The sequence below is a fragment of the Mesorhizobium sp. M0500 genome (genome assembly GCF_040321165.1).
GTDB lineage: Bacteria > Pseudomonadota > Alphaproteobacteria > Rhizobiales > Rhizobiaceae > Mesorhizobium.
This window is the reverse complement of sequence record NZ_JAMYRB010000011.1, coordinates 127,318-139,967: the sequence shown is the minus strand read 5'-3', so window position 1 is coordinate 139,967 and position 12,650 is coordinate 127,318. Positions and strand designations below refer to the sequence as shown.

At 61.2% G+C, this 12,650-nt stretch carries 11 protein-coding genes; 1 reads left to right on the top strand and 10 read right to left on the bottom strand.

All coding sequences use genetic code 11. The features are described 5' to 3' along the window. Positions 1–224: 224 nt before the first annotated feature. A complete protein-coding gene (locus tag NKI70_RS20540) occupies positions 225–698 on the top strand; it encodes a BA14K family protein (protein ID WP_023674898.1) in 474 nt (157 codons plus the stop codon). 86 nt (positions 699–784) lie between these two features. Here the strand turns inward: NKI70_RS20540 and glpK are convergent, their stop codons facing one another. The 10 genes from glpK to NKI70_RS20490 form a co-directional block, all read right to left on the bottom strand. Further along, a complete protein-coding gene (glpK, locus tag NKI70_RS20535) occupies positions 785–2,278 on the bottom strand; it encodes a glycerol kinase GlpK (RefSeq protein WP_352724861.1) in 1,494 nt (497 codons plus the stop codon). Positions 2,279–2,423: 145 nt separating this feature from the next. Next, positions 2,424–4,151 carry an ABC transporter substrate-binding protein gene (locus tag NKI70_RS20530; protein WP_352646485.1) on the bottom strand — a complete coding sequence of 576 codons (1,728 nt, stop codon included), beginning with the start codon at positions 4,149–4,151 and terminating at the stop codon, positions 2,424–2,426. Positions 4,152–4,229: 78 nt separating this feature from the next. Next, positions 4,230–4,496, bottom strand: coding sequence for a DUF2160 domain-containing protein (locus tag NKI70_RS20525; protein ID WP_031211283.1), 267 nt, complete (start codon positions 4,494–4,496; stop codon positions 4,230–4,232). A gap of 173 nt (positions 4,497–4,669) precedes the next feature. Continuing rightward, the gene (locus tag NKI70_RS20520) at positions 4,670–5,584 is read right to left on the bottom strand and encodes a carbohydrate ABC transporter permease (protein WP_352523506.1); all 915 of its coding nucleotides are present in this window, start codon (positions 5,582–5,584) and stop codon (positions 4,670–4,672) included. Position 5,585: 1 nt separating this feature from the next. Further along, positions 5,586–6,452, bottom strand: coding sequence for a carbohydrate ABC transporter permease (locus tag NKI70_RS20515; RefSeq protein WP_023674893.1), 867 nt, complete (start codon positions 6,450–6,452; stop codon positions 5,586–5,588). A 1-nt stretch (position 6,453) separates the two neighbouring features. Beyond that, entirely contained in the window at positions 6,454–7,521 is a 1,068-nt protein-coding gene (locus tag NKI70_RS20510) for an ABC transporter ATP-binding protein (RefSeq protein WP_352455722.1), read from the bottom strand. Positions 7,522–7,530: 9 nt separating this feature from the next. Continuing rightward, positions 7,531–8,610 (bottom strand): ABC transporter ATP-binding protein, encoded by a 1,080-nt coding sequence (locus tag NKI70_RS20505; protein ID WP_352697697.1) that lies wholly within the window; start codon positions 8,608–8,610, stop codon positions 7,531–7,533. 39 nt (positions 8,611–8,649) lie between these two features. Continuing rightward, positions 8,650–10,176 (bottom strand): glycerol-3-phosphate dehydrogenase, encoded by a 1,527-nt coding sequence (gene glpD / locus NKI70_RS20500; RefSeq protein WP_352697699.1) that lies wholly within the window; start codon positions 10,174–10,176, stop codon positions 8,650–8,652. Positions 10,177–10,301: 125 nt separating this feature from the next. Beyond that, the gene (locus NKI70_RS20495) at positions 10,302–11,069 is read right to left on the bottom strand and encodes a DeoR/GlpR family DNA-binding transcription regulator (RefSeq protein WP_023674889.1); all 768 of its coding nucleotides are present in this window, start codon (positions 11,067–11,069) and stop codon (positions 10,302–10,304) included. Positions 11,070–11,197: 128 nt separating this feature from the next. Further along, positions 11,198–12,610, bottom strand: coding sequence for a pyridoxal phosphate-dependent decarboxylase family protein (locus NKI70_RS20490; protein ID WP_352697701.1), 1,413 nt, complete (start codon positions 12,608–12,610; stop codon positions 11,198–11,200). Between the last annotated feature and the right edge of the window lie 40 nt (positions 12,611–12,650).

Here is a 12,650-nt window from a genome sequence, read left to right as displayed (position 1 = left end):
CTGTCCTGCAGTGTCATCATGCCGTGCGGAGCGCTTCGGCGTCGACGGAACGGCCTCGTTCTCGCGCAAGACCGAAGCTCGCCCTCTATGCCGACAAAGGCAAGCAGCAAATCGGAAGAACCTTTGCGGATCAGCAACTTGGGATTTTTGGCGGAACAATTTGCGCAGCCTGCCCGTTTCCCGCGATAAGGGACATGCGTTTCAAGGAGAAGACGGAGAAGACCATGAATAGGATCATGTCGGGCCTGCTGGCGACCACTCTTTCGATCTCATTCGCTGCCGCGGAGATCGTGCCAGTCAACGCTCAGCCCAGCTATGCGCCCCCGGCCCAGGGGCTCACCTCGAATGTCCAGACCGTCCAGTACGAGCCGTGGCGGAGGCACCGGAATTTCAATCGCGATTTCTCGCGTCGCGATTTCCGTCGCAATTTTTCGCGTGACGACGGCATGTACTGGCGTGGCCATCGCGGCTATCGCGAATATCGTCGCGGCTATCGCCGTCACGGCGATTTCTGGTTCCCGCTGGCTGCGTTTGCTACTGGAGCGCTGATTACCGGCGCGATCGTCAACCAGAATCGTGTCTATCGTGGCGATGCCCACGTGCAGTGGTGCTATGACCGTTATCGGAGCTATCGCGCTTCTGACAACACTTACCAGCCCAACTACGGTCCGCGCCGGCAGTGCCGGTCGCCTTACTGAGTCCCAGATTAGAGGCTGCAAGCCCGCGCCCGAAACGGCGCGGGTTTTTCATTAGTGCGAATCCCGGGGCATCGGGGCATCCCTGCCTATTGCGTACTTAGCGTCCTGCGCACAGCGTGGCGCCAACCGGCCAGCTTGGCCGCACGTGTCGAAGCATCCATGTCCGGCTTGAACCGGCGCTCGAGCGCCCAACTCCTGGCGAATTCCCGCGCCTTCGGCCAGACACCGGCCTTCGAGCCGGCCAGCCATGCCGCACCGAGTGCTGTCGTCTCGAGAATTGTCGGCCGGTCGACCGGCGCATCGAGAATGTCGGCCAGCCGCTGCATGGTCCAGTCCGACGCCACCATGCCGCCATCGACCCTGAGCACGGTCTTGGCCGAGGCGGCCTTCCAGTCCTTGCGCATGGCGTCAAGCAGGTCGCGTGTTTGGAACGCGACTGATTCCAGTGCCGCGCGGGCAAATTCCGCCGGCCCCGAGTTGCGGGTCAGCCCGAAGATGGCGCCGCGCGCTCCGGCATCCCAGTGCGGTGCCCCGAGCCCGACGAAAGCCGGCACAAGATAGACGTTCTGCGTCGGATCGGCTTCCGCTGCCAATTTGCCGCTATGCTCGGCCTTGCCGATTACCCTGATGCCGTCGCGCAGCCATTGCACGGCGGCGCCCGCGATAAAGATCGAGCCTTCCAGAGCGTAGGTGGTCTTGCCGTTCAGCCTGTAGGCGATGGTGGTCAAAAGCCGGTTCTTCGAACGCACCAGATCGCTGCCGGTGTTGAGCAGCGCGAAGCAACCGGTGCCGTAGGTGGATTTCATCATGCCTGGCTCGAAACAGGCTTGGCCGATCGCCGCCGCATGCTGGTCGCCGGCCACACCGAGGATTCTGATCTGTGCACCAAACAGGCTTTTGTCGGTGATTCCAAAATCATCGGCACAATCTTTCACCTGCGGCAGCATTCTTGCAGGTATGCCAAGAATGGCCAGCAGCTCGTCGTCCCAGGCGTTTTGTTCGATGTTGTAGACCAGTGTGCGCGAGGCGTTGGTGGCGTCAGTGGCGTGGACCTTGCCGCCGGTCAGCCGCCAAATCAGGAAACTGTCGATGGTGCCGGCCAGCAGCTCGCCCTTCTCGGCGCGTTTTCTTGCGCCCTTCACCTTGTCCAGCATCCAGGCGATCTTGGTGCCGGAGAAATACGGATCGAGCAGCAGGCCGGTCTTTTTCGTGAATTTCTTCTCCAGTCCCAGCTTCTTCAATTTCTGGCACAGCGGCGCGGTGCGGCGGTCCTGCCAGACAATCGCGTTGTGGATCGGCTTGCCGGTCTCCTTGTCCCAGATGACGACGGTTTCGCGCTGGTTGGTGATGCCGATCGCCGCGACATCCGCCGCATTGCGGCCGGCTGTCTTCAGCGCAGCCTCTACCGTTTCCACGACACTCGACCAGATCTCCTCGGGATCGTGCTCGACCCAGCCGGAGGCCGGATAATATTGCGTGAATTCCTTTTGCCCGCTGCCGACGACCATCATCTTGTCGTCGAACAGGATCGCCCGGCTCGATGTCGTCCCCTGGTCGATTGCAAGGATATATCCGGTCATTCTCTCTCCCGTCGAAGCGAATTCAAGGTGCTACGATGTCTCGACGCCAGATGGCGCGGAGCCGTTCACGCAAACAGGGGAGACGGCAACATGCCGCCTCCCCTGAGCATGGCGATGCGGGCGCGGACGCCCGCATCAAACGGTCCTATTGCTGCCAGCTCTTCACCAGCTCGTCGTAGTTGATGGTGACCGGCTTTTCCTTCTCGTTCTCGATCTTGAGCTGAGGAGCGAGATTGCCCTTCTTGACCGCGTCCGTATTCCAGTAGGCGAGGTCATGCTCTTCGGCCATCTTCGGGCCGATATCGCCCTGGACGCCCGACTTCTCGATGCGGCTCATCACCTTTTCCTGCTCGCCGCAGAGCGAGTCCATCGCTTCCTGCGCGCTCTTGGCACCCGACGAAGCATCGCCGATCGCCTGCCACCAGAGCTGTGCCAGCTTAGGATAGTCCGGCACGTTGGTGCCGGTCGGCGACCACTGGACGCGCGCCGGCGAGCGGTAGAACTCGATCAAGCCGCCGAGCTTTGGCGCACGTTCGGTGAAGCTCTTGTCGTGGATCGTGCTCTCGCGGATGAAGGTCAGGCCGACATGGCTCTTCTTCACGTCGACCGTCTTCGAGGTGACGAACTGCGCGTAGAGCCAGGCGGCCTTGGCGCGGTCGGTCGGCGTCGACTTCATCAGCGTCCAGGAACCGACGTCCTGATAGCCGAGCTTCATGCCGTCCTTCCAGTAGACGCCATGCGGCGACGGCGCCATGCGCCATTTCGGCGTGCCGTCGTCGTTCAGCACCGCCTTGGCGCTGGCGTCGACCATGCTGGCGGTGAAGGCGGTGTACCAGAAGATCTGCTGGGCAACCGCGCCCTGCGCCGGAACTGGCCCCGATTCGGAGAAGGTCATGCCTTGGGCTTCCGCCGGTGCATAGGCCTTCAGCCAATCGAGGTACTTCTGGATGGCATAGACAGAAGCCGGGCCATTGGTGTCGCCGCCGCGCGCCGTGCAGGAACCGACCGGACGCGAATTCTCGTCGACCTTGATGCCCCATTCGTCGACGGGCAGACCGTTCGGAATGCCCTTGTCGCCATTGCCGGCCATCGACAGCCAGGCGTCGGTGAACCGCCAGCCGAGCGACGGGTCCTTCTTGCCATAATCCATATGGCCGTAGACCTTCTTGCCATCGATCTCACGCCCGGTGAAGAACTCGGCGATGTCCTCATAGGCCGACCAATTGACCGGCACGCCGAGGTCGTAGCCGTATTTGGCCTTGAAGTCCGCCTTGTTCTTCTCGTCGTTGAACCAGTCGTACCGGAACCAGTAGAGGTTCGCGAACTGCTGGTCGGGAAGCTGGTAGAGCTTCTTGTCGGGCGCGGTGGTGAACGAAGTGCCGATGAAATCCTTCAGGTCGAGATTCGGGTTGGTGACATCCTTGCCGTCGCCTGCCATCCAGTCGGTCAGGTTGCGCACCTGCTGGTAGCGCCAGTGCGTGCCGATCAGATCGGAATCGTTGACCCAGCCGTCATAGAGGTTCTGGCCGGTCTGCATCTGGGTCTGGATCTTCTCGACGACGTCGCCTTCCTGGATGACGTCATGCGTAACCTTGATGCCGGTGATGGCCGTAAAGGCCGGCGCCAGCACCTGCGATTCATACTGATGCGTGGCGATGGTTTCGGAAACCACCTTGATATCCATGCCGGCGAAAGGTTTCGCGGCATCGATGAACCATTGCATCTCGGCTTCCTGGTCGGCGCGCGAAAGCGTCGAAAGGGGCCCGATTTCCTTATCGAGGAAGGCCTTGGCCTCGTCCATTCCGGCATAGGCATTGCTTGCCCCGAGCAACAGGACAAGCGCAGTTGTTGATGTCAAGAATTGCCGTCGCATGTATTTCCTCCACTGTTAAAGTTCAAAGTGCGATCTGGATCGGCGGCCGGCACGCCGCCGTTCCAACAGTTTCCCCCTCTATACGTAGCGGAACACGCCGACGGCGTAGACCACGGAGAGAGCGAGAGCCCACCACAGATTGGGTCCGACTAGACCCAGCCAAGCGAGATGGATAAAGGCGCTGCCAAGCAGCGACAGGAACAGGCGGTCGCCACGCGTCGTTTCGAACCGCAGCACGCCGACGCGCGGATTGCCGCCCGGCGAGACGTATTCCCACGCCGCCATGCCGCAAAGCAGCAGAAAGATGGTTCCAAAGAAGGCCGCGGTCGGCCACGTCCAGGCCATCCACGAAAAATCGAGGTTGGACGAGAGGTTAAATCCCCACAGGCGGATATTGGCCGGATCGCTGAAGCCCACCGTTATTGCCACGAAATCGATTTGAAGTGCCACCCAGGCCACGACGACCAGGGCGAGAAGCAGCACGGCCCACCACCATGGGCTTCTGTCGACCTGCTCCATCATACCCTCCCCAGGGCAAAGCCCTTGGCGATGTAGTTGCGCACAAACCAGATGACGAGCGCGCCGGGAATCAGCGTCAGCACGCCGGCTGCGGCGAGCAGCCCCCAATCCATGCCGGCGGCCGAAACGGTGCGGGTCATGGTCGCGGCGATCGGCTTGGCATCGGTTGTCGTCAGCGTACGGGCGATCAAGAGCTCCACCCACGAGAACATGAAGCAGAAGAAGCACGCCACGCCGATGCCGCTCGCAATCAGCGGCATGAAGATCTTGATGAAGAAGCGTGGGAACGAATAGCCGTCAATATAGGCGGTCTCGTCGATCTCCTTGGGTACGCCCGACATGAAGCCTTCGAGGATCCACACCGCCAGCGGCACGTTGAACAGGCAATGCGCCAGAGCCACGGCGATGTGGGTGTCGATAAGGCCGAAGGCCGAATAAAGCTGGAAGAATGGCAGCGCGAACACCGCCGGCGGCGCCATACGGTTGGTCAGCAGCCAGAAGAACAGATGCTTGTCGCCGAGGAAGCGATAGCGCGAAAAGGCATAGGCAGCAGGCAGTGCCGCAGCCACCGAAATCACCATGTTCATAACCACATAGGTGATCGAGTTGATGTAGCCAGAGTACCAGGACGCGTCGGTGAAGATGGTGCGGTAATTCGCCAATGTCGGTGCGTGCGGGTAGAGCGTCAGCGACGAGACGATCTCGCCATTGGTCTTGAAGCTCATATTGATGAGCCAGTAGATCGGCAAAAGCAGAACGATGATGTAGAGCGTCGGCACGATCCACCACCAGCGCGACTCCTCGCCGCGACGGCGCATCAGCCGTGCGATCTCGTCCTGCCGTAGCGTGCTGGCAAGCCCTTCCGAAGCTGTCGTCTCGCTCACTCTGTCGGCTCTTTCGTCAGCGCGGCTCATCTCAGCGCTCCGCGTCGTAATTGGTCATCACGGTGTAGAACACCCATGACAACAACAGGACGATAAGGAAGTAGACCAGCGACATCGCCGCCGCCGGGCCGAGGTCGAACTGGCCGAGCGCCGTCTTGACGAGATCGATCGAAAGAAAGGTCGTCGAGTTGCCGGGTCCGCCGCCGGTCACCACGAACGGTTCGGTGTAGATCATGAAGCTATCCATAAAGCGCAGCAGCACGGCGATCAGCAGCACGCGGTTCATCTTCGGCAGCTGGATGTAACGGAACACCGCCCAGCGCGAGGCACCGTCGATCTTGGCCGCCTGATAAAAGGCATCCGGGATCGAGACCAGGCCGGCATAGCAGAGCAGAACGACGAGGCTGGTCCAATGCCAGACGTCCATGATGATGACCGTGACCCAGGCGTCATATGGGTCTTGCACATAATTATAGTCGATGCCGAGCGCGTTGACGTAATAGCCGAGCAGGCCAATGTCGTTGCGCCCGAACACCTGCCAGATGGTGCCGACGACGTTCCACGGGATCAGCAGCGGCAACGCCATCAAAACAAGGCAAACAGGCACGCCCCAACCCTTCTTCGGCATATTGAGCGCAATGAAGATGCCGAGCGGCACTTCGATCGCCAGGATGATGAAGGAGAAGACAAGGTTGCGGATCATCGCCTGCCAGAAGCGGCTGGAGGAAAGCAGTTCCTCGAACCATTCCGTGCCGGCCCAGAAGAAGACGTTATTGCCGAAAGTGTCCTGCACCGAATAATTGACGACCGTCATCAGCGGTATGACCGCCGAGAACGCCACCAGCAGCAGCACCGGCAGCACCAGGAACCAGGCTCTGTTGTTCCAGGTCTTTTCCACTTCAGGCTCCCATCTCGACGCGCCAGGAATCGGCATAGATGTTGATGCCGGCCGGGTCGAACCGCACCTTCGGATCAGCCGGAACTGTCTCGTCCTCGCCGATGACGGCGGCGATCTCGCGTCCTTCGAGATTGGCACGGACCACCTTGTGGCGGCCGACGTCCTCGACCTTGCTGACCCGGACGGCCATGCCCTGGCTGCCCAGGCGCACATATTCGGGACGGATGCCGAGCTCGATGGCGCCGCCGCCCGCCTTGGGCACGCCCGGCAGTTCGATCTGCTGCGAGCCCAGCTTCGCTGTCTTGCCGTCGATCGCCACCGGCATGACATTCATGCCGGGCGAGCCGATGAAATAGCCGACAAAGGTGTGGCGCGGGCGCTCGAACAGCTCCGCCGGTGTGCCGATCTGCACGATTTCGCCGTCATACATGACGACCACCCTGTCGGCGAAGGTCAACGCCTCGGTCTGGTCGTGCGTGACATAGACCATGGTGTAGCCGAAGCGGCGGTGAAGCTGCTTCAACTGCGAGCGCAGCACCCATTTCATATGCGGGTCGATGACGGTCAAAGGCTCGTCGAACAGGATGGCATTGACGTCGGAGCGCACCAGCCCGCGTCCGAGCGAGATTTTCTGCTTCTGGTCGGCGGTCAGTCCGCGCGCCTTTCGTTTGGCCATATCGGCCAGCCCGGTCATCTCCAGCGTCTCGCGCACCTTGCGGTCGACGTCGGCCTCCGGCACGCCGCGATTGCGCAGCGGGAATGCCAGATTGTCGTAGACGGTCATCGTGTCGTAGATCACCGGGAACTGGAAGACCTGCGCAATGTTGCGCTCTTGGGTCGACAGATTGGTCACGTCCCTGCCGTTGAACAGCAGCTGGCCATGCGAGGGATGCAGCAATCCCGAAATGATGTTGAGCAGCGTGGTCTTGCCGCAGCCGGATGGGCCGAGCAGCGCATAAGCGCCGCCATCCTCGAACGTGTGGTGCACTTCCTTCAGCGCGAAATCGGCATCCGTGCGCGGGTTCTGCAGATAGGAGTGGCGGATATGATTGACATCGATGCGCGCCATCGCTTCCTCCTAGGCCGCCAGCTTCGGCGCGGCCACGGCGCGGCCGTGCTCGTCGAAGACCATGATGTGGCGCGGGTCGATGAACACCTCGACCTCCTCGTCCGGCTCGAAGTCGCGAATGCCGTGGGTCAGCATGACCCAGCGCGCATCGGCAAAATCGAGATGGATGAAGCTTTCCGATCCGGTGATCTCAGTGATCGTCACCTTTGCGCGCACCGGCACTGCGGCGGCGTTGGGCCGATCGAGGGACAGATGATGCGGCTGGAAGCCGATCGTATAGATCGCATCGGCAATGCCGAAGAGTTCCGCCGGCACCGGCAATTTCACGCCGCCCTCGAGCAGGAAATCCAGGCCCTTCTTGGCAAGCACGATGGTGTTGAGCGGCGGATCGGCGAAGGTTCTCGCCGTCACCAGATCGACCGGTTTGCGGAACACTTCGATGGTCGGCCCGAACTGGGTGATGCTGCCCTCGGAAAGCGTTGCCGTGTTGCCGCCGAGCAGCAAAGCCTCGTGCGGCTCGGTCGTGGCATAAACAAAGATTGTACCGGCGGCCGCGAAGACTTTCGGCAGTTCCGCGCGTAATTCTTCACGCAGCTTGTAGTCGAGATTGGCGAGCGGCTCGTCGAGCAGCACGAGGCTGGCATTCTTGACGATGGCGCGGGCCAGCGCGGTGCGCTGCTGCTGGCCGCCCGACAGACTGAGAGGCGTCCGGTCGAGATAGGGCGTTAGTTTGAGAAGGGCGGCGGCATTGCGCACCTCCCTGTCGATCGTTGCCTGATCCGTGCCGGCCACCCGCAGCGGTGAGGCGATGTTTTCGTAGACCGTCATCGCCGGATAATTGATGAATTGCTGGTAGACCATGGCGACGTTGCGCTTTTGCACCGGCATGCCGGTGACATCCTTGCCATCGAACCAGACCGAGCCCGAGGTCGGCACGTCGAGGCCCGCCATCAGCCGCATCAGGCTGGTCTTGCCGGAGAGCGTCGGCCCGAGCAGGACGTTGAGCGAGCCGTGCTGAAGCGTCAGCGAGACGTCGCGGCTATGTTCCGCTGCACCCACCGTCTTCGTCACGTTTCTCAGTTCAAGCATGATGCCTCCTCCCAGGCTTTCTGCATCAGTCGGCCGTTCCTATTCGGCAGCCGCTACGTGCTGCCGGCTTATTCCGCGCATGAACTCGTCGAGCACTGCCGCCTGCTCACGGCTGAGACGCAGGCCGCGCTTGGTCCGGCGCCACAATACATCCTCGGCAGTCATCGCCCATTCGTTTTCGACGAGGTAGCGCACCTCGGCTTCGTAGAGATCGGCGCCGAAGTTGCGGCCAAGATCGACGTTCGACTTGGCGAGGCCCAGCAGCTTCCTTGCGCGGGTGCCGTAGAGCCGGGTCAACCGGCGGGCCAGCCGGGCGTCGAGGAACGGGTACGCCGTTTTCAGTTTCGCCACCTCGGCATCGAAGCCGGTGACGGGAAAGTCACCGCCGGGCAGCGGCGCGTTTGCCGTCCATGGTTTGCCGCGCTTGCCGAGAAAACCCTCGATCTTCTCGAGCATCGATTCCGACAATCGGCGGTAGGTCGTGATCTTGCCGCCAAAGGCGTTGACGATCGGGGCGGCACCCTCGCCTCCATCGGCCTTCAGCACATAGTCTCGGGTGGCTTCCTGCGCCTTTGAGGCGCCATCGTCGTAGAGCGGTCGCACCGCGGAATAGGTCCAGACGATATCCGACGGCTTGACCGGCTGCGCGAAATATTCGCTTGCCGCAGCGCAGAGATAGTCGATCTCGGCGTCATTGATCCTGACGTTGTGCGGATCGCCGGGATAGTCACGGTCGGTGGTGCCGATGAGCGTGAACTCGTCCTCGTAAGGGATGGCGAAAATGATGCGCCCGTCCTTGTTCTGAAAGAAATAGGCGCGTGGGTCGTCGAATTTCTTGCCCACGACGATATGGCTGCCTTGTACGAGGCGGACATTGTGCACGTCGTTCAAGCCGACGGTGGCCGACAGCACCTGATCGACCCACGGGCCGGCGGCATTGACCAGCAGCCGCGCCTTGACCTCCTCGGTATCGCCGGTCCGCACATTTTCAAGCCTGACCGTCCAGAGATTGCCTTCGCGGCGTGCGCTGACGACCTTTGTTCGGGTTCGAATGGTTGCGCCGCGCTCGGCAGCGTCGCGGGCGTTCAACACAACCAGCCGGGCATCGTTGACCCAACCGTCCGAATATTCGAACGCCTTTCGAAACAGCGGCTTCAGCGGCTTGCCGGCCGGATCCTTGGCCATGTCCAGCGTTTTCGTCGGCGGCAGCAATTTGCGCCCGCCAATATGGTCGTAGAGGAAAAGCCCGAGCCGGATGAGCCAGGCCGGACGCAGTCCCTTGGCGTATGGCAGCACGAAGCGCATCGGCCAGATGATATGCGGCGCGTTCTTCCACAGGACCTCGCGTTCCATCAACGCTTCGCGCACCAGACGGAATTCGTAGAATTCGAGATAGCGCAAGCCGCCATGGATCAGTTTGGTCGAGCCGGAAGAGGTCCCGCTGGCCAGATCGTTCATCTCGGCAAGAAAAACCGAAAAGCCACGTCCAACGGCATCGCGGGCGATGCCGCAGCCATTGATGCCGCCACCGATGACGAAAATGTCATGAATCGGTGATGCGCTCAAAGAATCCTCCCTCGATTTCGCATTGCAGCATTTTTGGGTTCTTGCGAAACCGTAGAGGAATTATTTCGAAATGATAACGAATGTCAAACGAAATATGATAGGCGGAAGATGCCGCAACGGCATCTCTAGGATAGCGACGTTTCGATCAGCTGAACTTCTGCCTCCTGGCAGATCTTACGCACCGACGGGATGTCGCAACGATCGGTGATAAAGGTGTTGACCTGCGACAGATGGCCGATGCGGACGGGCGCGGTGCGCTCGAATTTGGTCTGGTCCGACACCAGGATCACATGTCGGGCGTTGGCGATGATCGCCTGAGCCACCTTCACCTCGCGAAAATCGAAGTCGAGCAGTGCGCCGTCATGGTCGATGGCCGAGGCGCCGATCACCGCAAAATCGACCTTGAACTGCCTGATGAAATCGACCGCGGCCTCGCCGACCACACCGCCGTCGGAACCGCGCACGACACCGCCAGCGATCACCACCTCGATCGAAGGATATATGCGCATCCTGTTGGCAACATTGATGTTATTGGTGATGACCATCAGGCCGCTGTGATCGAGCAGCGACTTGCTGACAGCTTCCGTCGTTGTCCCGATATTGATGAACAGAGACGCGTTGTCGGGGATCAGCCGGGCTGCTGCGCGGCCGATCGCCTCCTTCTCCTCGGCGGCGATCTTGCGCCGAGCCTCATATTCCATGTTCTCGATGCCGGAGGGGAACAATGCCCCGCCATGGATGCGGGACAAGAGCCGCTGGTCGCAGAGATCGTTGAGATCCTTGCGGATCGTCTGCGGCGTCACGTTGAAATGCGTCGCCAGTTCCTCGACCAGTACGCGGCCATGGTCCTTGGCCATCTGGATGATTTCGGAATGACGCGGCGACAGATACATCTAGCAACCTCTCATTTTCGTTTTTCTCGTCTATAGCTGAAAACGAAAGCCATGAACAGGTATGGGCCGGCTAATGAAAATCGGGCGACTGCAGAGAGAAAAGCTCCGGCGCAATCTCGACGAGGGTATCAACTCAGCCCCCGCGCGATCTCAGTGATGACCTCGAAAGCAGTATCGACGTCCGCCGCAGTCGTTTCGAACTGCCCGACCTGAAAGCGGATCGCCACCTGCCCGTCCACCCGGGTCTGCGTCAGGTAAATGCGGCCGTCATCGTTGATCGCGCTGACCAACCGCAAATTGTGCTCGTCAGAGTCGATGGCCGCAGCCGCGAGATGGCGGAATGAGAATAGCGACAGCATCGGTTCCGTGACGATCTCGAAATCCGGTTCCCGAGCCAGCCGCGCGGCGAGGCTCTCGCTCCAGGCGACATGGTTGCGGATCATGGTCCGCAGATTTTCCAAGCCATGCGCACGCAGCAGGAACCAAAGTTTCAGCGCGCGGAATCTTCGGCCGAGCGGCACCGACCATTCGGAGTAGTTGATGACCCCGTCGCGGCCATGCGTCTTGAGGAATTCGGGCTTGATCGCCAGCGTGCGGACCAGGTCTTCCGGCTGGCGGATGAACTGCATCGAGCAATCGAACTGTGCCCCCAACCATTTATGCGGGTTGAAGACGATGGAATCGGCATTTTCGGCGCCGGTCCAGAAATGCCGGAACTCGGGGCAGATCATGGCGGAGCCGGCCCATGCGGCATCGACATGCAGGTAGAGCCCGTGCCGCTTCGCCACCTCGGCAACAGCCGCCACATTGTCGGTGCCGCCGGTACTTGTGCCGCCGACGCTGGCGATGATGCCCGCCGGCAGCATGCCGTTTTCGCGGTCGGTAACGATCGCGGCTTCCAGAGCCGCCGTCTGCATGGCGCGGAAGGGTCCGGCGACCGGAATGCGCACGAGGTTCGCCTCGCCGATGCCCGACACCCAGATCGCCCGGTCGATGGAAGTATGGACCTGGTCGGAAGAATAGACCCTCACGACCGGCTGCCCTTGCAAGCCGTTCTTGTTGCCTTGCCAGTCGAGCGCGCGCTCGCGCATGGTCAGCACGGCGGCAAGCGTCGCCGACGAAGCCGAATCCTGCATGACGCCGGAGAATCCCTCCGGCAAACCAAGCGCCTGCCGCATCCAGTCGACGACACGCGTCTCGAGCTCGGTTGCCGCCGGCGAGGTCTGCCAGAGCATGCATTGCGCGGCCATCGCGGAAACCAGATACTCGGCCACGACGGAGACCGGTGCCGCATTGGCCGGGAAATAGGCGAAGAAACGCGGATGCTGCCAGTGCGTCATGCCAGGCAGGATCTTTTGTTCGAAATCGGCGAAGATTGCCTGCATCGTTTCGCCGTCTTCCGGCGGCGCGGCATCGATGCTTTTGAAGATTTCGCCCGGCTCGACAAGCGGCCGCACCGGTCTCTCGCGAAGGCTGTTTCTGTAGTCGACGCCCCATTCAGCCGCTCGCAGCGACCACTCGCGGAATTCGTTGCTATTCATCTTCTTCGCCTCCGTGGCGCCTCATCGAGCCGCGATCAAA

Coding starts and splice junctions, on each gene's coding strand:
- NKI70_RS20540 (WP_023674898.1), top strand. CDS start 225: ATGAATAGGATCATGTCGGGCCTGCTGGCGACCACTCTTTCGATCTCA.
- glpK (WP_352724861.1), bottom strand. CDS start 2,278: ATGACCGGATATATCCTTGCAATCGACCAGGGGACGACATCGAGCCGG.
- NKI70_RS20530 (WP_352646485.1), bottom strand. CDS start 4,151: ATGCGACGGCAATTCTTGACATCAACAACTGCGCTTGTCCTGTTGCTC.
- NKI70_RS20525 (WP_031211283.1), bottom strand. CDS start 4,496: ATGGCCTGGACGTGGCCGACCGCGGCCTTCTTTGGAACCATCTTTCTG.
- NKI70_RS20520 (WP_352523506.1), bottom strand. CDS start 5,584: ATGAGCCGCGCTGACGAAAGAGCCGACAGAGTGAGCGAGACGACAGCT.
- NKI70_RS20510 (WP_352455722.1), bottom strand. CDS start 7,521: ATGGCGCGCATCGATGTCAATCATATCCGCCACTCCTATCTGCAGAAC.
- NKI70_RS20505 (WP_352697697.1), bottom strand. CDS start 8,610: ATGCTTGAACTGAGAAACGTGACGAAGACGGTGGGTGCAGCGGAACAT.
- NKI70_RS20495 (WP_023674889.1), bottom strand. CDS start 11,069: ATGTATCTGTCGCCGCGTCATTCCGAAATCATCCAGATGGCCAAGGAC.
- NKI70_RS20490 (WP_352697701.1), bottom strand. CDS start 12,610: ATGAATAGCAACGAATTCCGCGAGTGGTCGCTGCGAGCGGCTGAATGG.